Raw genomic sequence first — 19,106 nt, 5'->3', positions numbered from 1 at the left:
GCTATCGAACAAAAGAGGCATCTATCCTGTCCGCTTTAACTTTGACGAATTTCCCATTCAAATGTGGGTATTCGTAGTGGATATCCTGATCCATAAAATCAATAACCGATCTGAAAAATTCGCCATCCAGATAGCCATAAATCTCACAGGAGAATCCATTGCCGAGCATCTCAACCTGCTTTTTTTCACACGCGGTTGCTGAAACACATTCTTCATCGGACAACACCATTTCGAACTCAACTTCGTAAGTTCTTCCGACCTCAATTTGCCAAGGGCTGTAGCTTACGAAGCACCTGACTGCAACACCCTCAACCTCCAGCAAGATAGCGTCTTCCACGATTGGATCTATTTCAACGATCAATACTTTGTGCGTATCAGTCATGGGTAGGCCTCACAGCTTTATCTTGTGTATTTCCATTTATTGTCCGCCAAAACTCTTTTCCACTTTTGGTGTGAAGAGTCGTAATCTCATCATTTGTGTTGGTGCCAACAAAAGCAAATTTCGCTTCACCTTTTCGATTGGTCCCCATCAATTGTAGATATCCTGCTCGAACCTCTCCTTTGTATAGGTATTCCACACGAGTGCCTTGATTCACTACATCTCGTGCGATGAGCAAGTACTCTACTTTATTCATCGCCTTGAATTCGGCGCCATGCTTTTCAAAATGTCCGGCAAGTTTCTCATCACTGCCAAAGTTTTCAGGTCGAGATTTGGGCTTTGGGGTGGGAAGTTCACCTTCATCAACAGCCGAACCACCCACCCCATCCGGCACCGGACATCCCGGCCTGTTCGGCGGCGGACAATTTGACGTCAACCCCAACGGATCCACCCACCCCGTCGGATTCGGCACGTACCGGTACTGGTTCAACCCACCCGCCAGCTTCACCGGATCCGGCGTCAGGTACCGTCCCACGTCCGGGTCGTAATACCGGTGGCGGTTGTAGTGCAGCCCGCTTTCCGCATCGAAGTACTGCCCCTGAAAGCGCAGCGGCTGGTCGAGGTAGTCGTCGCCGGCCAGTTCCACCGAGGTGGTTTTGCCGTAGGCGTTGTACCTGGCCGACCAGACGATCTCGCCGCTGTAGTCGGTCAGTTCCTGCGGGGTGCCGAGGTGGTCGAGCTGGTAGTAGAACGGGCAGGCGCGTTTCGGGCCCTGGCCGTCGAGCATCGCCAATGGGCGGAAGGTGCCGGGTTCGTAGATGAAGCTGCGGTGCTGGTCTTTGCTGCTTTCGGCGACGAGGTGGTCGCCCTGCCAGAAGAACTCGGTGGTCTGGCCGTCGACGGTCTTGCGGATACGGCGGCCGAAGGCGTCGTAGTGGTAGGTCACAGTGCTGCCGTCGGGGCGGGTCAGGCCGATCAGGCGGTGCTGACTGTCGTAGCGGTATGCAGTGACGAGTTGTTGCGCGCGGCCCCGGCGTTCGCGGATCAGGTTGCCGAAGGCGTCGTAGTCATAGTGGCGATCGCCCTGCATCAGCAGGCGGTTGCCCTTGATGTGGCTCGGGCCCGGGCGATCCTGCAGCAGCAGGTTGCCCGCCGGGTCGTGGGCGAAGGCTTCCGGCAGGTCGTTGCGGCTGTGGCGCACGCGGATCAGCCGGTCGAGGACGTCGTACTGGTAACTGCGCTGGCCGTGGCGGGTGTCGGCAATCTGTTCGAGGTTGCCGTTGGCGCTGTAGGCAAAGTCGCGGCGATACAGGGCACTGCGTTGATGGCCGACAGCGTGGGAGAGCAAACGCCCCTGTTCGTCGTAGGCATATTCGCTGAGCAGCAGACCCTGCTGGCGTTGTTGCTCGCGACCGTTCTGGTAGACGTGGCGGGTGAGCAAGGCGCCATTGAGGTCGATCGCGGTCAGCGCGCCGCCCTTGGCGTAGTGGTAATCGAGCTTGCTGTTGTCCGGCAGGCGCATCCGGGTGAGCTGGCCGCAGGCGTCGTAGGTGTAACGCAGGGTGCCCCAGCCTTGATGCTCGGTGATCAGCCGGTTCTGTCGGTCGTATTCGAAGGCCAGCGGGTGGTTCTGGCCGTCGTCCACGCCGGTCAGCCGACCGAGGCGGTCGTAGCGATAATCCACCGTGCTGCCATCGGGCAAAGTCTTGCGCAGCAGACGCCCGGCACGGTCACGCTCATAAGCGGTGACCAAGGTCGAGCCGTCATCACCAAACTCGGTCTTTTCCTGCAGGTGGCCGTTGCGGTCGTAGGCATACGCGGTGCGCCGGCCATCGAATCCGGTTTCCTGTCGGATCAATCCGGTGGGTGTGTAGTCCAGCCGATATTTTTCGCCGGACTCGTTCTCGATCTCCGTCAGCAACAACTGCGCATGGTCGTAGCGGTACTGCAACCGCGTGCCGTCGGGGTTGATCCGGCGGCTGACCAAATGCAGGTCGTCGTCATACTCGTAGCGGGTGATGCGCCCCAGCTCGTCGCGCTCGGCAGTGATCTGGCCGTAGGCGCTGTAGGACCAGGCTCGGGTGGCCCCGGTCGGCAGCGTGGTCTGGATCAGCCGGCCAACGGCATCCCAGGCATGGCCGGTGACCGCACCGTGTTCGTCCTGCGTTGCAATCCGTCGGCCCAGCGCATCGTAGGAAAACTTCCGAACCCCGCCGTCGGGCAGGCTTTCCTCGAGCAACTGGCCCAGGTCGTTCCACACGAACACCTGCCGACCACTGTCCGGATAACGGATCGACAGCAGCCGCCCCTGGGGGTCGTAGTGGTAATGGGTGACATGGCCGTCGGGATCGACCGCTTCGGTGATGTCGCCCTGGGCATTGCGCCGACAGGTCCATTCGGCGTCGCCCCGGCTGCGGCGGTGCAGGAAACCGTTGCGGTATTCGTAGGACGTCGGCGCGTCGTCCGGCGGAATCAGCGCGATCAGCCGTCCGGCATCGTCGTAGCGGTACTCGGTGACCGCCCCCAGCGCATCCTGCTCGGCGATCAACCGACCCTGCGCATCGTAGGCCTTGCGCTGCTCACCCCCGTCGGCGGCGACCTGCCGCACCAGCCGCGCCGTGTCGTCGTGGACATAAACCTCTTCGCGGCCGTCGACGTACTGCACCCGCACGCTGCCGGCGTCGTCCCAGACGTAACGCGTGTCCATCTGCGAAAACGACGCCCAGTGCCGCACGCAGCGCGCAGCCTTGCCCTCGCGCTCCCACGCCCAGAAAAAACTCGCGCCGCCCGTTAACTGCCGCTGCAGGATGACGTGCCGGTCGTCGTAGTCGTAACGCTCGCTCTCGTCGGCGGCGTTGCTCGCCTCGATCAGCCGGTGGCGGGCATCGAAGCGGTAGCTGACCAGCGTCTGCTCGGTGCGCCAGGCGGCTTCACAGAAAACCTGATAATCGACCGCGACCAGGTGCGCCCGCTCGTAGCGCAACAGCAGCGAACGTCCGGCGCCGTTATCCAGTCGCTGAATCCGGTCGGAAAGATCCCGATGCACCGTCAGACGATTGCCGTAGGCATCGCTGATCGCCGTCAGACGCCCGGCCCGAAAGTGATAGAACCGCGCCGCATTCCCCGCCAGCGCAACGATCAGTTCCTCAGGCTCATCTCCGAGAAAGATCGCCGCCCGCGACAGGCTGTTGTGAATCGCCGGGCGCTCGACACTCGGCAGCGGAAACCGTGTGCGCCGGTTCTCGTGGTCAATCCAGACCACACCATCGCCCTCGACCTCCAGCCGATGGGCCAGCGAATGACTCCAGCCAAATCCCAGCCCGACATCGATTTCCGCCGCGCTGGTGCGGTACAGGCGGGTGAACTCGAACGGCAGCAGCCCGTCGAGCACGCCATCGGTCAGGGTCAGCAGCTCTTCGCCAGTGACCATCGATACCGGGCAGCCGTTGGTGCAGGTGCGGGGGACGCAATCGGCGCTGTCGCCGTTGGGGTTTTTTGCCTGATCCGACGCATCGTCGCGAGGCTCATGTCGCTCAATTCGCGTCGAACCTTGAGACTTGTGACGCGCAATGGCCGCTGGGTTGGGCACGGTCAGCACCTGCGCATCCGCCGTGCGAATCTCCAGCGGCACTGCCGGAGTCGGTCGCAATGGTGCCGGACGTGCATTGACCATCAGCGGTTTCAATGCGCTTGCATGTCGGGTCAGGTCGGACGCCGAAGTCAGTTCCGCCAACCGCAACGCCGACGCCGCCAGCCATACCCGGGCACGCGGCGACTTGACCTTGCCGAGCACCTTGGCGCTCAAGCGCAGCGGCACGCCCATGCCGGCCGATACGCACATCAGCAGGAAACTGACCAGCAACTCCGCCCGGACTTCAGCCACCACCTCGGCCAGGTACTGCGGCGGCAGCATCTTCAGCCAACTGGTGAACGCCGCCAGATGGATGAACAGCAACGGCTCGTCGCTGAGCATCAGCAGGCCATTGGCGATGGCCTCGGCGGACGCCCCGAGCAAGGCCTCCAGTTCGGCGGCGGACAGGTATTGCAGAAGCTTTTCGCTATTGGCCTGCAAGTCGGCGAGCAGGGCGAACAGCTGTTTCACGTCGTCCCAGACGCCATTGAGCGCCGTTTCGAAACCGCGCCAGTCGACCTGCTGCAACTGACCGTAACGCTTCAGAAAACCGGCGCGGGAAAACTCGGTCCATTGCGGCTCAAAGCCGTTCCATTCTTCGCGCAGCCAGCCTTCGAGACCGTCAATGAGCCCCTGATAGGAGGCGTACAGCGTCCGGACATGTGAAGCGGAAACATCGGGAAAGAAGGTGATGCGATAACGCTGGCCCCGGTCGCAATCGCTGACCTCGAGAATGCCGCTGGGGCCGATGGTGTAATGCTGCGGTTCACCGAATTCCAGCACACCGCCAGCGTCAGAAATGACCGGTTCCAGGGTGACGGGGGTATCGCCGATCGGCACGAATCGCGCGGCTTCGAACATGTGCACCAGCGTGAGGGGCCCGGCAGCGGGGCACATGACGACGGAACGGCTGACGGGTTTTCGACTGCCAACCGGCGAACTGAGCTGGACATCGTTGCCGACCTTGAACACCTGCTCGACATCCAGCGCGGTTCCCGTCCAGAACTGCTCGGCCCAGCGGTCATAGTCGTTGAGGCAGAGGCGGAATTCCCGAAACAGGGTTTCGACGTCGGGTCGGTCGGGATTCATCGCAGCGACCACCAGCAATCCGATGCTGTTGTTCAGGGTCAGGAGCCGGTCGGATGGAAGCATTGGCAATCACTCGCGCGTCAATGAAGAGGCGAGCAACTGTGCGGGGGATCAAACGGGAAAGAAGTCAGGCGAGTAGGTGATGTCTGTAGGGCTTTTCGTCAAATGCGTTCGGCAATGTTCAGGTATCAGCCAGGTGCTGTTCGTCGGGCAAACCTTTCGCCTACCATGTCACCACCGATATCGATGACAAAAAAGGATCGAGCGTCATGTCCAACACAGCCGAGCGGGTCAACATCGTCGACACTCAGGTGTTGTCCCACGACTGGTACCTGCTGAAGAAAATCACCTTTGATTACCTGCGCAACAACGGTGAATGGCAACGTCAGACCCGTGAAGTGTATGACCGCGGCAACGGTGCGGCGATCCTGTTGTTCAACCGTGAGAAACGCACGGTGGTGCTGACTCGCCAGTTCCGGTTGCCGGTATTCGTCAACGGTCATGACGGTCTGCTGATCGAGGTCGCCGCCGGTTTGCTGGAAGGTGCAGCACCGGAGCAGCGTATCCGCGACGAGGCCGAGGAAGAAACCGGTTATCGCGTGCACGACGTGAAGAAGGTGTTCGAGGCTTACATGAGCCCGGGTTCGGTGACCGAGAAGCTGCATTTTTTCGTTGCCGAATACGACGCGGCATCCAAGGTCAGCGCCGGAGGTGGCCTGGAAGAGGAAACCGAAGAGCTGGACGTGCTGGAGTGGCGTTTTGACGAAGCGTTGGCGGCATTCCATCGTGGCGAGATCTGCGATGCCAAGACCATCATGCTGCTGCAGTATGCCGCCATGAACAATTTCTTCGACGCTTAAAAAAGCTCACCGGTTTTGCCGATGTCTGACCGCTGGCCTCCTTCCAGAGTCAGCAGGCGCTCCTTGGCTTCCAGGCCTCCGGCAAATCCGGTCAGTTTCCCCGAGACTCCGATCACCCGGTGGCAGGGCGCGATGATTGAAATCGGGTTTTTCCCGTTCGCCGCGCCGACGGCACGCACTGCGCTTGGGTGGCCGATCTGTCGGGCAATCTGGCTGTAGGTCCGGGTCTCGCCGAACGGAATGGTCAGCAACGCGGCCCAGACCTTTTTCTGGAACTCGGTGCCGGCAAAGTCCAGCTCCAGATCGAACGCACTTCGCGTTCCAGCAAAATATTCTTCCAGCTGTCGCGCGGTTTTCATCAATACCGGATGGTCAGGGGCTTCGTTCATCGGCCCGAGGCGCACCCGGTTCGGTTTGTCGTTTTCCCAGAGGATGGCGGCCAGTCGTGAACCGTTCGCGACCAGCTTCAACTCGCCGACGGGCGAGGGCACGGTGATGAACGTGTAAGCCATGGGAAAAACTCCGGGTCAGGTCGGCAACAGGGCCCAGCATACTGCCGGATCGGGGAGGCGCAAACCGCAATCGCGACCATACTGGCTGATGCTCTTGAAGCGCTTTCCCTACTTATAAAAAGAAGAGACCGACTCATGAAGTACGAACCTTTTGCCAAATCGCTGATCGCGACCTCATTGACGCTCAGTTGCCTCATGGCCCATGCGGCTTCGGTTGCTCCGGTCGCCGCCGAAAACGGCATGGTGGTCACCGCCCAGCATCTGGCTACCCATGTGGGTGTCGACGTCTTGAAAAGTGGCGGCAACGCGGTGGATGCGGCGGTCGCCGTGGGTTATGCGCTGGCGGTGGTTTATCCGGCGGCGGGCAACCTCGGTGGTGGTGGTTTCATGACCATTCAACTGGCGGACGGACGCAAGACCTTCCTCGACTTCCGGGAAAAAGCCCCGCTGGCCGCGACGGCCAACATGTACCTCGACAAGGATGGCAACGTCATTCCTGACCTGAGCACCCGTGGTCACCTTGCAGTCGGCGTTCCGGGCACCGTGTCGGGCATGGAGCTGGCGCTGAGCAAGTACGGCACCAAACCGCGCAAGGACATGATCGCCCCGGCGATCAAGCTGGCGGAAGAAGGTTTCGAACTGGAGCAGGGCGACGTCGATCTGCTGGACTACGCCACCGACGTGTTCAAGAAGGACATGAAAGATTCCGGCTCGATCTTCCTTCACAACGGCGAGCCGATGCAGGTCGGGCAGAAGCTGGTGCAGAAAGACCTGGGCAAGACTTTGCGCACCATTTCCGAAAAAGGCGCCGACGGCTTCTATAAAGGCTGGGTGGCCGATGCCATCGTCACGTCCAGCCAGGCCAACAAGGGCATCATCACCCAGGCCGATCTCGACAAATACAAGACTCGCGAACTGGCCCCGGTGGAGTGCGACTATCGCGGTTACCACGTGGTGTCGGCGCCGCCACCCAGTTCCGGCGGGGTGGTGATCTGCCAGATCATGAACATCCTCGAAGGCTATCCGATGAAGGATCTGGGCTTCCATTCGGCCCAGGGCATGCACTATCAGATCGAAGCGATGCGCCACGCCTACGTGGATCGAAACAGTTATCTGGGCGACCCGGATTTCGTGAAGAATCCGATCGAGCACCTGCTGGACAAGAACTACGCGACCAAGCTGCGCAACGCGATCCAGCCACAGAAGGCGGGTGTCTCGGCTGAGTTGAAACCTGGCGCTGCGCCTCACGAAGGTAGCAACACCACGCACTATTCGATCGTCGACAAGTGGGGCAACGCGGTGTCCGTCACTTACACCCTCAACGACTGGTTCGGCGCGGGCGTGATGGCGAGCAAGACCGGGGTGATCCTCAACGATGAAATGGACGACTTCACCTCCAAGGTCGGCGTGCCGAACATGTACGGCCTGGTGCAGGGGGAAGCCAACGCCATCGCTCCCGGCAAAGCGCCGCTGTCGTCGATGAGCCCGACCATCGTCACCAAAGACGGTAAGGTGGTGATGGTGGTCGGAACGCCGGGCGGCAGCCGCATCATCACCGCGACGCTGTTGACCATGCTCAACGTCATCGACTACGGCATGGGCCTGCAGGAAGCGGTCGATGCGCCGCGTTTCCACCAGCAGTGGATGCCCGAGCAGACCAATCTCGAAGACTTCGCCGCCAGCCCCGACACGAAGAAGATTCTCGAGAGCTGGGGCCACAAGTTTACGGGGCCGCAGGATCCCAACCACATCGCCGCGATTCTGGTCGGCGCGCCATCGCTGGGCGGTAAACCGGTGGGCAAGAACCGCTTCTACGGCGCCAATGATCCACGGCGCAACACCGGGTTGTCTTTGGGTTACTGAGGAGGGTAAAAAGGGGGCGGGCACACGTCCGCCCCTGTCTCAAGGACCGATCAAGGAAGGCTCACCATGACCACCGCATTGCTGATCATCGATGTCCAGCGCGCCCTGTGCACGGGCGAATACGAATGCCACGACATTTCCCGCGTGATCGACACCATCAACGGCCTCAGTGCCCGGGCGCGCAAGGCTGGCGTGACGGTCGTCCTGATCCAGCATAACGAAAAGGACAGCCCGCTTGCCCGCGGTGCCGAGGGCTGGCAACTGGCCGATGGCCTGAACACCGCGCCGAGTGACCTGCGCGTCGACAAGACCGCCAACGACTCGTTCTACCAGACCAACCTGCAGAAACTGATCCCCCGGGAAGACTTCGATCGCCTGGTGATCTGCGGCCTGCAAACCGATTACTGCGTCAACGCCACCGTGCGCCAGGCCCACCAGTTGGGCTACGACGTGGAGCTGGCGGCCGACGCGCATTCCACCGTCGACAACGGCAACATGAGCGCCGAAGACATCATCGCCGAACACAACAAGGACTGGGCGCACCTGACCGGTTCGGTGGCGCGGATCGATGTGAAGCCAGCGGCCGAGATAGCATTCTGATCACCGTCCCTGTAGGAGCGAGCCAGCTCGCGAATGCGGTGTGCCAGCTGAAAATACGTTGGCTGATACGCCCTTTTCGCGAGCAGGCTCGCTCCCACAGGGGATTACAGTTGCCTGTTCACAACCAGTGAAAAATCCGGAGCATCGACAGCCCGGGCCCGGCATACTGCTGCCGCCTCAAGAATGGAATCTGTCGATGCTCGCTTTCAATCTCCGTCACGCCTTGCTGCTGACGTCCCTCGTTTTTACTGCTGACTCTCACGCTGCCAGTTTTGACTGCGCCGGCGCTTCCAGCCCGGTTGAAAAAGCCGTTTGTGCGGATCCGTATACCTCGAGTCTTGATGAGAAACTCGGGAAGCTCTGGACGACAACGCTGACGAAGGTTGCGGATCCGAAAGCGCTCAAGGCGGATCAGCGTTTGTGGTTGAAACAACGCAATCGATGCGCCGCCAGTGGCTCCTGCCTGCGTCGTGAATATCTGATGCGCCTGAAAGCACTCGAATATGTGGCCAGACCGTTCAGTTGGAACGCCACCTGGAAGATGATTCCGTGGAGTGTTTCATCGTCGGCAGAAGTCACGACCAAGCGTCTGGACCCCACTCATATTGCCTTTGATATTTCTGCGGCGAATGGTGGCAACTCTGGAGACATGGACGGTGTCGCCACGCTCGACGGTGACGTGGCGCATTTCGACGGAGGGAACTGCACCCTGAAGTTCAGGGCGTTCAACGGTTTGCTGGATATTGAATCGGACGGCGGTGCGGGGGCATGTGGTGGTGGAGTGGGTGTTTACTACGGTGGTCGGTATCTGGCAACCGAGCAACCGATCTCGATTGGCGGGGATTCAACGCTACCCCAAGACGCTGTGCCCTGATGCTTCAAGTCGCAAACATCAACCTGCGAACATCACTCACCGGCTCGGATACCACACCGCTCAGCACCAGCCGCGTAATGGTATCCGCCGCGCTTTCGTAATCCTCATCCTGCGGCACTTCACGCCCGGTGATGCGCCCCATCTGCCAGCCGATATTGGTGTAGGTGCGCGTCGCCGACCAGATAAACAGCATCAAATGTTCGGGATCCACCGGGGCCAGCAAACCGCGCTCGATCCAGCTGCGCAGGCATTCGACATTGCGCCGGGCTTCGGCGTGCAGCAGGTCGCGGCATTCGTCGGGTAACTGGCGACCACCCAGCAATAATTCGCCACTGAACACCTTGGCAATCGCCGGATGTTCGCGGGCGATGCGGATGCGGGCGGCGACATAGGCCCGCAGGCCGGTCAGCGGGTCGTCGCTTTCGCGCAACACGGCGGAAGCTTCCAGCAGCGGTTCGACAAAACCGAGCAACACTTTGCCGTAGAGGTTTTCCTTGCTCTGGAAGTAGTAATAAAGATTGGCTTTGGGAACGCCTGCGCGGGCGGCGATGTCGCGGGTCTGGGTCGCGTCGAAGCCACTGGCGGCGAACGCTTCGCTGGCGGCCGTGAGGATCAGTTGCTGGTTGCGTTCGCGGATGCTGCTCATGGAAGGCGTTGAAAGTCTGACGGTTTCGGGTTCGCAATATACAAAACTATATAGCGATTAAGCCAGCACGCTCGATGGACAGCGCTATGCTGGTGCAATCATTTGATGGGGGCAGGGGAAGGAAACATGAGTCTTCAGGCAATTCGCGCCAGTGCGCAACATCTGGATGCAGTGGCGAAGCTGTTCGATGGCTATCGCGTCTTCTATGGTCAGCCGTCGAACCTGGCCCAATCGCGAGCGTTCATTGCCGAGCGCATGGCGGGCAACGAGTCGGCGATTTTTCTGGTCAAGGACGAAAGCGACGAAGCGCTGGGATTCGTGCAGCTGTATCCGACGTTTTCATCGATAGACGCCCACCGCACCTGGCTGCTCAGCGACCTGTTCACCACGCCCGCCGCCCGAGGCCGTGGCGTCGGACGATTACTGATGAACACCGCGCGCGACTTCGCCGTGGAAACCGGCGCCAAAGGGCTGGTGCTGGAAACCGCGACCGACAATTTCACCGCTCAAGGTTTGTACGAATCACTTGGCTGGGTGCGGGACACAGGCTATTACACCTACAACCTGGATCTGCGGAAGGACTGAAAAGACGTACTTTTTTCGGTTTTTCCCGAATCAGGTCTTTCCCCGATCAGGCGCGATCACTAGAATCCGCGCCGGCACTCCTCAATGGAGGCTCTTTGATATCACTTTAGGGACGACATAATGCAATTCGGGAAAATCCTTGCGCTGGGTCTGGTGCTCACGCTGGGCGGTTGTGCCAGCTTCACCAAGGACGAAGTCGCGCCGGTTACGCTGCCGTCGATGGCCAGCTACGTCAACAAGCCGAACGTCTACGTCGACTTCGACTTTTACCAGGGCGAGCCGAAAAGTGCTTCCGCCGTCGAGATTCCACAAGCACGCGACAACCTCAAGCCACAGTTGCAAAAGATCCTGAAGGATTCCGGCCTGTTTGGTCGTGTGACCCTCGATCAGTTCGAAAAGCAGCCCGGCGATTACAGCCTGCGTCTGAAGATGTACAACCATCCGCCTAACGCAGGCTCGATGGTGTTGGCCTTCATCAGCGGTTTCAGCATGATGGTCATCCCGGCCTATGGTACCGACCAATACACTCTGAGCCTGGAAACCCTGGACTTGAATGGTCAGGCGCTGACCACTGCCAGCAACCATGACGCAGTAGGCACCTGGATTGGTATCTGGTTTATTCCGTTGATGGCCAATACGCCCAAAGACGCGGTCAATGACACGTTTAGTCGCCAGGTCAATGCGCTGCTCAAACAATGGGTCGAGAGCAACAGCCCGAAATATTCGATGCTCTGAACCCGCTTGAATAAGAAAAGAGCCGCAATCGCGGCTCTTTTTTTTCGCCCTTACTTCAGGGCCTGGATGAACTGAGGATCGCTGTAGAGATCCTTCAGCAAGTCCTTGAGCATCGGGTTATAGGCGTTGGTAGCGTTGGGAATCGCAATGAAGCCAAAGAAGCTGCTGCTCCATTGATGGCTGACTTCCTTGGTTGCGTCGTACACCACGTTTTTGCCATCGAGTATCGTGAAGCGCGCGGCGATCTTGCCATCACCTGTGCCCATTCCGGCATTCAACTGGTTTTTCACCACCAGCACCTGCAGATGACGCGTTGCGTTTGGATCAAGAAGACCGGCCTTGCGCAGTTCCTCGGTAATTGCATCCTGGATATGCGCCGGGATACTGCCTGTCGGCGACTTGATCGGGTTGGCGCGAACCATCAGTGAGCCTTCGCCTGACTCTGCGGTGACCTGTGGATTGCTGATCGCGTGCAGCGGTGGTGTTTGCTTCAGCTTCTGGACGTTATCAAAGCTTGGCTCGTAGCGGGTCATGGTCATGCCACAGCCTTGCAGCAGCAGTGCAAACATCGGGACCAGCAGCATTTTTTTCACGGCAGTTCCTTGCGCGTTGAAGAGGGGGGCGAATTATGGGCAGAGTGCCATCATTGGGCAACTGTCATTTCCGTAAATCAATTCCCATGGCGCAGCAAATTTTCGATCCGCGCCAGTTCCCAGGTGCTGAGCAGGCTGACCGGATCCGTGCCGAAGCGTTGCGTTGTGTCGAATGTCCACACACCAGCTTCCGGGCTGCGACACTGCAGGCAGTGATGCAGGCGTTGTCCGTCGAAATCGAGCAGCAGATGCCAGCCGTCGATTTCGACGGATAACTGGCCAGCGCCGGCTACGTCCGCTGTGCGTCGCAACGGGCTGACCTCCAACGCGGCATCACGCAAGCGCTGGCAGACTTCGCGGGCGGAAAGAGAGGACATGTGCAAACCCGAAGATCTATCGAAGCGCGCAAGCATAGAGCGTCAGACCGTCCCTGTCAGCGATCGCTGGCCCGTGCCCGGGCATTTGCGTAACATCCGCAACCCTCTTTTTCCACGGCGCTCTTTTGCGCAAATGCATGCGGTCGCGATTGTCGGCCGCTCTGTCAGGTAAACCATGAAACCGATTCGTCTGCGCGCCGATGTCCTGGCCGGACTCACCACCTCATTTGCCCTGTTGCCCGAATGCATTGCGTTTGCGCTGGTGGCTCATCTCAATCCGCTGATGGGCCTGTACGGCGCCTTCATTATTTGCACGCTGACCGCGCTGTTCGGCGGTCGGCCGGGCATGATTTCCGGGGCGGCCGGTTCGATGGCGGTGGTGATCGTCGCGCTGGTGGTGCAGCACGGCGTGCAGTACCTGCTGGCGACGGTGCTGCTCGGCGGCCTGATCATGATGGCGTTCGGGCTGTTGCGCCTGGGCAAGCTGGTGCGCATGGTGCCGCATCCGGTGATGCTCGGATTCGTCAACGGTCTGGCGATTATCATTGCGCTGGCGCAACTGGAGCATTTCAAGAGCGGCGAACAGTGGCTCAGCGGCACGTCGTTGTACCTGATGACCGGGTTGGTGCTGCTGACGATGGCCATCGTTTATATCCTGCCACGCCTGACCCGCGCCGTGCCGCCGGCACTGGTGGCGATCCTTGGCGTTGGCGCGCTGGTCTATCTGCTCGGTCTGCCGACCCGCACCCTTGGCGACATGGCGCACATTGCCGGCGGTCTGCCGACGTTCGCGTTGCCGGACATCCCGTACAACCTCGAAACCCTGCGCATCATCGCGCCTTACGCGATCCTGATGGCGCTGGTCGGCCTGATGGAAACCCTGCTGACCCTCAACCTCACCGACGAAATCACCGAATCCCGTGGCTACCCGGATCGCGAATGCGTGGCGCTGGGGGCGGCAAACATGGTGTCCGGCGCATTCGGCGGCATGGGCGGTTGCGCGATGATCGGCCAGACCGTGATCAACCTCAGCTCCGGCGGGCGCGGACGGTTGTCCGGGGCGGTGGCAGGCGTGCTGATCCTGCTGTTCATTCTGTTTCTGTCGCCGATGATCGAGCGCATTCCATTGGCGGCGCTGGTGGGTGTGATGTTTGTGGTGTCGCAGCAGACCTTCGCCTGGGCCTCATTGCGGGTGCTGAACAAAGTGCCGCTCAACGATGTGCTGGTGATTATCGCGGTGACTACCATCACGGTGTTCACCGATCTGGCCACGGCGGTGCTGTGCGGGATCATCATCGCCGCACTGAATTTTGCGTGGCAGCAAGCGCGTGAGTTGTACGCCGATGAACATCTGGAGGCCGACGGCAGCAAGCTCTATCGCCTGCACGGCACGCTGTTCTTCGCCTCGACCACGCCGTTCCTCAATCAATTCGACCCGGCCAACGATCCACAGCGGGTGACGCTGGACTGCCGACACTTGAGCTTTGTCGACTACTCGGCCATCGCCGCGCTGAAAACCCTGCGCGAACGCTACGCCAGAGCCGGCAAGCAGTTGCAGGTGTTTCACCTGTCCGAGCGCTGCAAGAAACTGCTCAAACGCGCCGGGGTCGATCACGACTGAGATCGACCCCGGTCACTGATCAGGCATCGATTGCCGGGAAATCGATGTCGGTCAGCGCGGTGTTGTTGAGGTAATTGGTCAGGGTCTGCACGGCGACGATGGCGATTACCTCGATGATCTTCTTGTCATCGATACCGGCGGCGCGTGCGGCGGCGAGCTGTTCATCGCTCAAGTGACCACGGGTTTCGGTCAGTTGCCGGGCGAGGGTGGCAAAAGCATTCAGCCGGCCATGACGCGCTTCGATGATTTCTTCTGCAGCAAGCCCGGCCTTGCTGGCAAACAGGGTGTGCGCCGCGAGGCAGTAATCGCAGCCGTTGACCTGCGACGTGGCGAGGTACACCGCCTCTTTTTCCTTGGCGCTCAGGGATGTTTTGCCCAGCGTGGCGGAGGCTTGCACGTAGGCATCCAGTGCAGCGGGGGCAACCGCCAGGGTCTTGAACAGGTTGGGCAGGAAACCGATTTTTTTCTGCACGCCTTCCAGGGTCGGGCGGGTGGCTTCGGTGGCGTTTTCAAGGGTGATCGGGGCAATGCGGCTCATGGTGATTCTCCGAAAATCCGGTGCGAAGTGCGCCGGGGATGGAGGTCATGTTATTGAGCATGGCTGGTGCTTTGGGTGCAAATCGTCGAGGATATGCGACAGATCGTCCAGAACTGTCTCCGGAGAAGTCACCCATGGATCGCCTGTCCACGTTGCTCAGCCACTTCGGCGTGAATGCCGGCACCTTCCACAGCGGTACTTTCTGCGGCATCAGCGCTTACGGTGGCGATCAGCTGTGTGGTCATGTGCATCTATTGCAGGCCGGGCAGGTGCTGCTCAAACCGGGCAACGACCCCGAACTGACTCTGAATGAACCCACACTGATCTTTTTCCCCCGGCCATTTGCCCATCGATTGTTTGCCGACGAAGCGATGAACACGCAACTGGTATGCGCTTCGCTGACTTTCGATGGTGGCGCGGGCAATGCACTGGCGGCGGCGCTGCCGGATTATCTGGTGCTGAAACTTGCCGACCTTCCCGAGATGGCCAGCACGCTGGAGTGGTTGTTCAAGGAAGCGTTCGACGGCCATTGCGGGCGCGAAGCGGTGATGGACCGGTTGTTCGAGTTGCTGGTGATTCTGCTGCTGCGGCATTTGATCAGCAGCCGCAATCAGCAGCCGGGCATGATGGCGGGGCTGGCCGATCCGAAAATTTCCCGTGCGCTGAGCCTGATGCATGAGCAGCCGGCCAAGGCCTGGACCGTCGCCGAACTGGCCGCGAGCGCACATTTGTCCCGCGCCGGTTTCGCCGAGCATTTCCGGCAAGTGGTGGGGCAGACACCGGTGGATTATCTGGTGAGCTGGCGGATCAGCCTCGCGCAGAAGCGCCTGCGCGAGGGCCGGCCGATGGCCCTGATCGCCGAAGAGGTGGGTTATGAAAGCCCTTCGGCGCTGGCCCGGGCGTTTCGGCGCAAGACCGGGCTCAGCCCAAGGGAGTGGAAGGGCGGCGCAAACTGAAGGCTATCGGGCGAATTTCTTCGCGCCCGCTACGCACAAAATCACGCCCAGCGTGATCACCAGCATGCCGACGCTTACGTGCTCATGCAGCAAGGTTGCCGCCAACGCCAGACCGAAGAACGGCTGCAACAACTGCAACTGTCCGACTGCGGCAATCCCGCCCTGGGCCAGGCCGCGATACCAGAACACAAAACCGATCAACATGCTGAACAGCGAAACGTAGGCCAGGCAGACCCACGCCGTTACGCTGATGCCACGGAACGACACAGGCGCCAGCCATAGGCTCAGCACGGCCATCACCGGCAACGACAACACCAGCGCCCAGCAGATCACTTGCCAGCCGCCGAGGGTGCGCGACAGTTTTGCGCCTTCGGCATAACCGAGGCCGCAGGCGAGAATCGCCGCCAGCATCAACAGATCTCCGGTGGGTGAGGCGGTCAGTCCCTGGGAAACTGCGAAACCGACCACCAGCGAACTGCCCAGCACCGAAAAGATCCAGAACACCGGACGTGGCCGTTCACCCCCGCGCAGCACGCCGAAGATCGCCGTCGCCAGCGGCAATAATCCTACAAACACAATGGAATGCGCCGACGTTACGTGTTGCAGCGCGAGGGCGGTCAATAACGGGAAACCGACGACCACGCCCAACACCACAATCAACAAAGAGAACCACTGCTGCCGGGCCGGACGTCGTTCACGAAACAACCACAACAGGCAAAGCGCCAACACACCGGCAATGGTCGCCCGGATGACGGTGAGAAATACCGGGTCCAATTCCAGCACCGCCAGCCGCGTGGCCGGCAGCGAACCGCTGAAAATCACGACGCCGATGAAACCGTTGATCCAGCCGCTGGTTTTTTCCAGGGCCGGAGTGCTCAGGTGTGAAGTTCGTTCCATGGTGCACGCGCTCGAAAGTGGGGTTGCCTGTGGTTCATGCTAGGGTCGAGAATCAGCACAATCAAAGAATTGTCATGGATACATCTCGACATGCCACGCTCCCGTTACAAGACCCTCGTCGATACCTATGCCGCCGACATCCGCGCCGGTCGCTTGCTGCCTGGTACGCGTCTGCCGACCCACCGGCAACTGGCGGCCAGCGAAGGGCTGGCGCTGGTCACGGCGTCGCGGGTGTATGCGGAGCTTGAGGCCATGGGACTGGTCAGCGGCGAAACCGGGCGCGGCACGTTTGTCCGGGAAACTTCGTTGTTGCCGGGGCAGGGCATTGACCAGAAAGACATCGCCGTCGGCATGATCGATCTCAACTTCAACTACCCGTCGTTACCGGGGCAGGCCGAGCTGCTGCGTACGGCGTTGCGGCAACTGGCGTTGTCGGGTGATCTTGAAGCGCTGTTGCGTTATCAACCCCACGCCGGCCGCCAGCACGAACGGGCGTCGGTTGCCCGGCACTTGCAGGCCCGAGGCCTGCGTGTCGACGCCGGGCAGGTGTTGATCGTCAACGGCGCCCAGCAAGGTCTGGCGGTGACGTTGATGGCACAGCTCAATCCCGGCGACGTGATCGCGGCTGACGCATTGACCTACTCGGGTTTCAAGGTGCTGGCCGAAGCGCTGCACCTTGAGGTGGTCGCGATCCCCGTGACAGAGAACGGTCCGGATCTGGCGGCGCTCGACAGACTCTGCCGCAGTCGCCCGGTGCGCGCCGTGTACTGCATGCCGACCCTGCACAATCCACTGGGTTGGGTGATGCCGCTGGACCAGCGCGAACATCTGGTGACGATTGCCCGCAAGCATGACCTGACGATCATCGAAGACGCTGCCTACGCCTTTCTGGTCGATCACCCGCCGCCACCGCTGGCGGATCTGGCGCCGGAACGCACGGTGTACGTCTCGGGGCTCTCGAAAAACATCGCCACCGGGTTACGCGTCGGTTTCATCGCGGCGCCCATTACGAAAGTGCCGGCGCTGGAACGCATCATTCGCGCCACCACCTGGAACACGCCGGGTGTGATGACCGCGATAGCCTGCGGCTGGCTCGACGACGGCACCGTCACCTTGCTGGAGGCACAAAAGCGCGATGACGCTCAGGCCCGTCAGGCCCTGGCAGCGGAAATCCTGCAAGGCCTGCCGTGTGTCGGCCATCCCTCTTCCTATTTTCTGTGGCTGCCGTTGCCGGAGGATGCCCGATCCGATCAGGTGGTGATCGAGTTGATGAAGGCGCAGATCTCGGTCACCAATGCCGAGCCGTTCACCGTATCGGCCCATGTGCCCCACGCGATCCGGCTGGCGCTGGGCTCGGTGGACAGGCTTGTCCTGCGTCAAGCCTTGCTCAAAGTCCGGCAGGTGATCGCGGCTTACCTGTAGCACAACGCTCCCCGCAGGATTACCCTTGGCGCCGCCGAAGATCTGGATGCTCCCGATGAAAAACACCGCGTTACTGACACTCGCCCTGATCCTCAACGCAGGTCTGTTCAGCATGCCCGCCCTGGCGGCTGGCGACGCCGAGGCCGGCAGCAAAATCTTCCCGCGCCTGTGTGGCGGTTGCCACCAGGTCGGCGAATCCGCCCGGCCCGGATTCGGTCCGCAACTCAACGGCATCATCGGTCGCCCGGCGGGAACGTCGGCGAACTACGTGTACTCCGATGCGATGAAGAACTCCGGCATCACCTGGAACCGCGAAACGCTGACGGCGTACCTGAAGGACCCGAAGGGCGTTGTACCGGGGACGCGGATGATCTTCTGGGGGCTGAGTGATGAGGAGAAGATTGATAATTTGTTGGCGTATCTGCAGACTTTTCAGTCGCCTTGATCAATGAATAAAGGATTTTGTTCTTCGTAGTATTTGAGGCTCGGCATCTGCCCAGAGAAGAACCCTTCAAAGACCGATCGAAACCGCTGGCGAATCTCATAGAGTTCACTGCGTTTCAGGTTGCGGATCTTGTACAGATCACGGAGATCATAATGGGAGGTAAAACTATTTTGAGTGATGCTGAAAATCCTGAAAACTCGCCAGTAAAGTTCTTGTGAAAAATCTTCCTCCTCGACTAATTGATAAAGCGCCCATTCGAGTTTCCAGTATTCCTTGCGCGACCATTTCCGTCTTTCATGCATGCGCCCGGTAAAGGAACGGTCGTCATACTCGTCGCACCATGGAAAGTTTCTGGCGATCAAAAAGTGTGGGTCCATTTCGAGACGTTCTGTTTTGTGCTTCTTCATGTTGTTTTCGCAGAGTTCATTTACTGACAGTTCAATCACATTCAGCGTTCGGCCTGCCCCGTGCCAGACTCAAGGA

At 60.2% G+C, this 19,106-nt stretch carries 19 protein-coding genes; 10 read left to right on the top strand and 9 right to left on the bottom strand.

The window, feature by feature from the left end; all coding sequences use genetic code 11:
- Nucleotide 1 precedes the first annotated feature (1 nt).
- Complete coding sequence (locus tag NWV16_RS17310) at nt 2-382, bottom strand: hypothetical protein (RefSeq protein ID WP_260520048.1); 381 nt, start codon at nt 380-382, stop codon at nt 2-4.
- Nucleotides 375-5,162, bottom strand: coding sequence for an RHS repeat protein (locus NWV16_RS17305; RefSeq protein ID WP_260520047.1), 4,788 nt, complete (start codon nt 5,160-5,162; stop codon nt 375-377). The genes NWV16_RS17310 and NWV16_RS17305 overlap by 8 nt, the downstream gene beginning before the upstream one ends.
- Before the next feature lie 206 nt (nt 5,163-5,368).
- Between NWV16_RS17305 and NWV16_RS17300 the strand changes: the two genes are divergently transcribed.
- On the top strand, nt 5,369-5,959 hold the full coding sequence (locus NWV16_RS17300) for an NUDIX domain-containing protein (protein ID WP_065258373.1): 591 nt from the start codon (nt 5,369-5,371) through the stop codon (nt 5,957-5,959).
- Here NWV16_RS17300 and NWV16_RS17295 read toward each other — a convergent pair.
- Nucleotides 5,956-6,471 (bottom strand): methylated-DNA--[protein]-cysteine S-methyltransferase, encoded by a 516-nt coding sequence (locus NWV16_RS17295; protein ID WP_260520046.1) that lies wholly within the window; start codon nt 6,469-6,471, stop codon nt 5,956-5,958. The two genes, NWV16_RS17300 and NWV16_RS17295, sit on opposite strands and share 4 nt — an antisense overlap.
- A gap of 135 nt (nt 6,472-6,606) precedes the next feature.
- Between NWV16_RS17295 and ggt the strand changes: the two genes are divergently transcribed.
- The 3 genes from ggt (at nt 6,607) to NWV16_RS17280 (ending at nt 9,808) form a co-directional block, all read left to right on the top strand.
- Entirely contained in the window at nt 6,607-8,334 is a 1,728-nt protein-coding gene (gene ggt, locus NWV16_RS17290; protein WP_260520045.1) for a gamma-glutamyltransferase, read from the top strand.
- 66 nt (nt 8,335-8,400) lie between these two features.
- Nucleotides 8,401-8,934 (top strand): cysteine hydrolase family protein, encoded by a 534-nt coding sequence (locus NWV16_RS17285; RefSeq protein WP_260520044.1) that lies wholly within the window; start codon nt 8,401-8,403, stop codon nt 8,932-8,934.
- A gap of 196 nt (nt 8,935-9,130) precedes the next feature.
- Complete coding sequence (locus tag NWV16_RS17280) at nt 9,131-9,808, top strand: lysozyme inhibitor LprI family protein (protein ID WP_260520043.1); 678 nt, start codon at nt 9,131-9,133, stop codon at nt 9,806-9,808.
- Between the two features lie 4 nt (nt 9,809-9,812).
- Here NWV16_RS17280 and NWV16_RS17275 read toward each other — a convergent pair whose 3' ends face one another.
- Nucleotides 9,813-10,454, bottom strand: coding sequence for a TetR/AcrR family transcriptional regulator (locus tag NWV16_RS17275; protein WP_260520042.1), 642 nt, complete (start codon nt 10,452-10,454; stop codon nt 9,813-9,815).
- Between the two features lie 126 nt (nt 10,455-10,580).
- Here NWV16_RS17275 and NWV16_RS17270 point away from each other — a divergent pair, with 126 nt between their 5' ends.
- Nucleotides 10,581-11,039, top strand: coding sequence for a GNAT family N-acetyltransferase (locus NWV16_RS17270; RefSeq protein ID WP_260520041.1), 459 nt, complete (start codon nt 10,581-10,583; stop codon nt 11,037-11,039).
- Nucleotides 11,040-11,159: 120 nt separating this feature from the next.
- Nucleotides 11,160-11,774 (top strand): hypothetical protein, encoded by a 615-nt coding sequence (locus tag NWV16_RS17265; protein WP_260520040.1) that lies wholly within the window; start codon nt 11,160-11,162, stop codon nt 11,772-11,774.
- Between the two features lie 50 nt (nt 11,775-11,824).
- Here NWV16_RS17265 and NWV16_RS17260 read toward each other — a convergent pair whose 3' ends face one another.
- The gene (locus tag NWV16_RS17260) at nt 11,825-12,358 is read right to left on the bottom strand and encodes a YajG family lipoprotein (RefSeq protein ID WP_260523549.1); all 534 of its coding nucleotides are present in this window, start codon (nt 12,356-12,358) and stop codon (nt 11,825-11,827) included.
- A gap of 86 nt (nt 12,359-12,444) precedes the next feature.
- Entirely contained in the window at nt 12,445-12,744 is a 300-nt protein-coding gene (locus tag NWV16_RS17255) for a hypothetical protein (RefSeq protein WP_260520039.1), read from the bottom strand.
- A gap of 175 nt (nt 12,745-12,919) precedes the next feature.
- Between NWV16_RS17255 and NWV16_RS17250 the strand changes: the two genes are divergently transcribed.
- A complete protein-coding gene (locus tag NWV16_RS17250; protein ID WP_260520038.1) occupies nt 12,920-14,365 on the top strand; it encodes a SulP family inorganic anion transporter in 1,446 nt (481 codons plus the stop codon).
- A 19-nt stretch (nt 14,366-14,384) separates the two neighbouring features.
- On the opposite strand, the gene NWV16_RS17245 is transcribed toward NWV16_RS17250, so the two are convergent.
- The gene (locus NWV16_RS17245; RefSeq protein WP_260520037.1) at nt 14,385-14,903 is read right to left on the bottom strand and encodes a carboxymuconolactone decarboxylase family protein; all 519 of its coding nucleotides are present in this window, start codon (nt 14,901-14,903) and stop codon (nt 14,385-14,387) included.
- Nucleotides 14,904-15,037: 134 nt separating this feature from the next.
- Here NWV16_RS17245 and NWV16_RS17240 point away from each other — a divergent pair, with 134 nt between their 5' ends.
- Nucleotides 15,038-15,859, top strand: a complete 822-nt coding sequence (locus NWV16_RS17240; RefSeq protein ID WP_260520036.1) for an AraC family transcriptional regulator — start codon at nt 15,038-15,040, stop codon at nt 15,857-15,859.
- A 3-nt stretch (nt 15,860-15,862) separates the two neighbouring features.
- Here the strand turns inward: NWV16_RS17240 and NWV16_RS17235 are convergent, their stop codons facing one another.
- A complete protein-coding gene (locus tag NWV16_RS17235) occupies nt 15,863-16,756 on the bottom strand; it encodes a DMT family transporter (RefSeq protein WP_260520035.1) in 894 nt (297 codons plus the stop codon).
- A gap of 90 nt (nt 16,757-16,846) precedes the next feature.
- Here NWV16_RS17235 and NWV16_RS17230 point away from each other — a divergent pair, with 90 nt between their 5' ends.
- Both NWV16_RS17230 and NWV16_RS17225 read left to right on the top strand, forming a co-directional pair.
- Complete coding sequence (locus NWV16_RS17230) at nt 16,847-18,178, top strand: PLP-dependent aminotransferase family protein (RefSeq protein WP_260520034.1); 1,332 nt, start codon at nt 16,847-16,849, stop codon at nt 18,176-18,178.
- A 55-nt stretch (nt 18,179-18,233) separates the two neighbouring features.
- Entirely contained in the window at nt 18,234-18,623 is a 390-nt protein-coding gene (locus NWV16_RS17225) for a c-type cytochrome (RefSeq protein ID WP_260520033.1), read from the top strand.
- Here the strand turns inward: NWV16_RS17225 and NWV16_RS17220 are convergent.
- Complete coding sequence (locus NWV16_RS17220) at nt 18,611-19,030, bottom strand: immunity 41 family protein (protein WP_260520032.1); 420 nt, start codon at nt 19,028-19,030, stop codon at nt 18,611-18,613. The two genes, NWV16_RS17225 and NWV16_RS17220, sit on opposite strands and share 13 nt — an antisense overlap.
- Nucleotides 19,031-19,106 lie beyond the last annotated feature (76 nt).

It is taken from the genome of Pseudomonas sp. BW7P1 (assembly GCF_024981055.1).
GTDB lineage: Bacteria > Pseudomonadota > Gammaproteobacteria > Pseudomonadales > Pseudomonadaceae > Aquipseudomonas > Aquipseudomonas bananamidigenes.
This window is presented reverse-complemented; position numbering and strand designations above follow the sequence as displayed.

Coding starts and splice junctions, on each gene's coding strand:
- NWV16_RS17220 (WP_260520032.1), bottom strand. CDS start 19,030: ATGAAGAAGCACAAAACAGAACGTCTCGAAATGGACCCACACTTTTTG.
- NWV16_RS17270 (WP_260520041.1), top strand. CDS start 10,581: ATGAGTCTTCAGGCAATTCGCGCCAGTGCGCAACATCTGGATGCAGTG.
- NWV16_RS17250 (WP_260520038.1), top strand. CDS start 12,920: ATGAAACCGATTCGTCTGCGCGCCGATGTCCTGGCCGGACTCACCACC.
- NWV16_RS17245 (WP_260520037.1), bottom strand. CDS start 14,903: ATGAGCCGCATTGCCCCGATCACCCTTGAAAACGCCACCGAAGCCACC.
- NWV16_RS17295 (WP_260520046.1), bottom strand. CDS start 6,471: ATGGCTTACACGTTCATCACCGTGCCCTCGCCCGTCGGCGAGTTGAAG.
- NWV16_RS17280 (WP_260520043.1), top strand. CDS start 9,131: ATGCTCGCTTTCAATCTCCGTCACGCCTTGCTGCTGACGTCCCTCGTT.
- NWV16_RS17275 (WP_260520042.1), bottom strand. CDS start 10,454: ATGAGCAGCATCCGCGAACGCAACCAGCAACTGATCCTCACGGCCGCC.
- NWV16_RS17305 (WP_260520047.1), bottom strand. CDS start 5,162: ATGCTTCCATCCGACCGGCTCCTGACCCTGAACAACAGCATCGGATTG.
- ggt (WP_260520045.1), top strand. CDS start 6,607: ATGAAGTACGAACCTTTTGCCAAATCGCTGATCGCGACCTCATTGACG.
- NWV16_RS17240 (WP_260520036.1), top strand. CDS start 15,038: ATGGATCGCCTGTCCACGTTGCTCAGCCACTTCGGCGTGAATGCCGGC.
- NWV16_RS17230 (WP_260520034.1), top strand. CDS start 16,847: ATGCCACGCTCCCGTTACAAGACCCTCGTCGATACCTATGCCGCCGAC.
- NWV16_RS17300 (WP_065258373.1), top strand. CDS start 5,369: ATGTCCAACACAGCCGAGCGGGTCAACATCGTCGACACTCAGGTGTTG.
- NWV16_RS17235 (WP_260520035.1), bottom strand. CDS start 16,756: ATGGAACGAACTTCACACCTGAGCACTCCGGCCCTGGAAAAAACCAGC.
- NWV16_RS17225 (WP_260520033.1), top strand. CDS start 18,234: ATGAAAAACACCGCGTTACTGACACTCGCCCTGATCCTCAACGCAGGT.
- NWV16_RS17285 (WP_260520044.1), top strand. CDS start 8,401: ATGACCACCGCATTGCTGATCATCGATGTCCAGCGCGCCCTGTGCACG.
- NWV16_RS17260 (WP_260523549.1), bottom strand. CDS start 12,358: ATGCTGCTGGTCCCGATGTTTGCACTGCTGCTGCAAGGCTGTGGCATG.
- NWV16_RS17310 (WP_260520048.1), bottom strand. CDS start 382: ATGACTGATACGCACAAAGTATTGATCGTTGAAATAGATCCAATCGTG.
- NWV16_RS17265 (WP_260520040.1), top strand. CDS start 11,160: ATGCAATTCGGGAAAATCCTTGCGCTGGGTCTGGTGCTCACGCTGGGC.
- NWV16_RS17255 (WP_260520039.1), bottom strand. CDS start 12,744: ATGTCCTCTCTTTCCGCCCGCGAAGTCTGCCAGCGCTTGCGTGATGCC.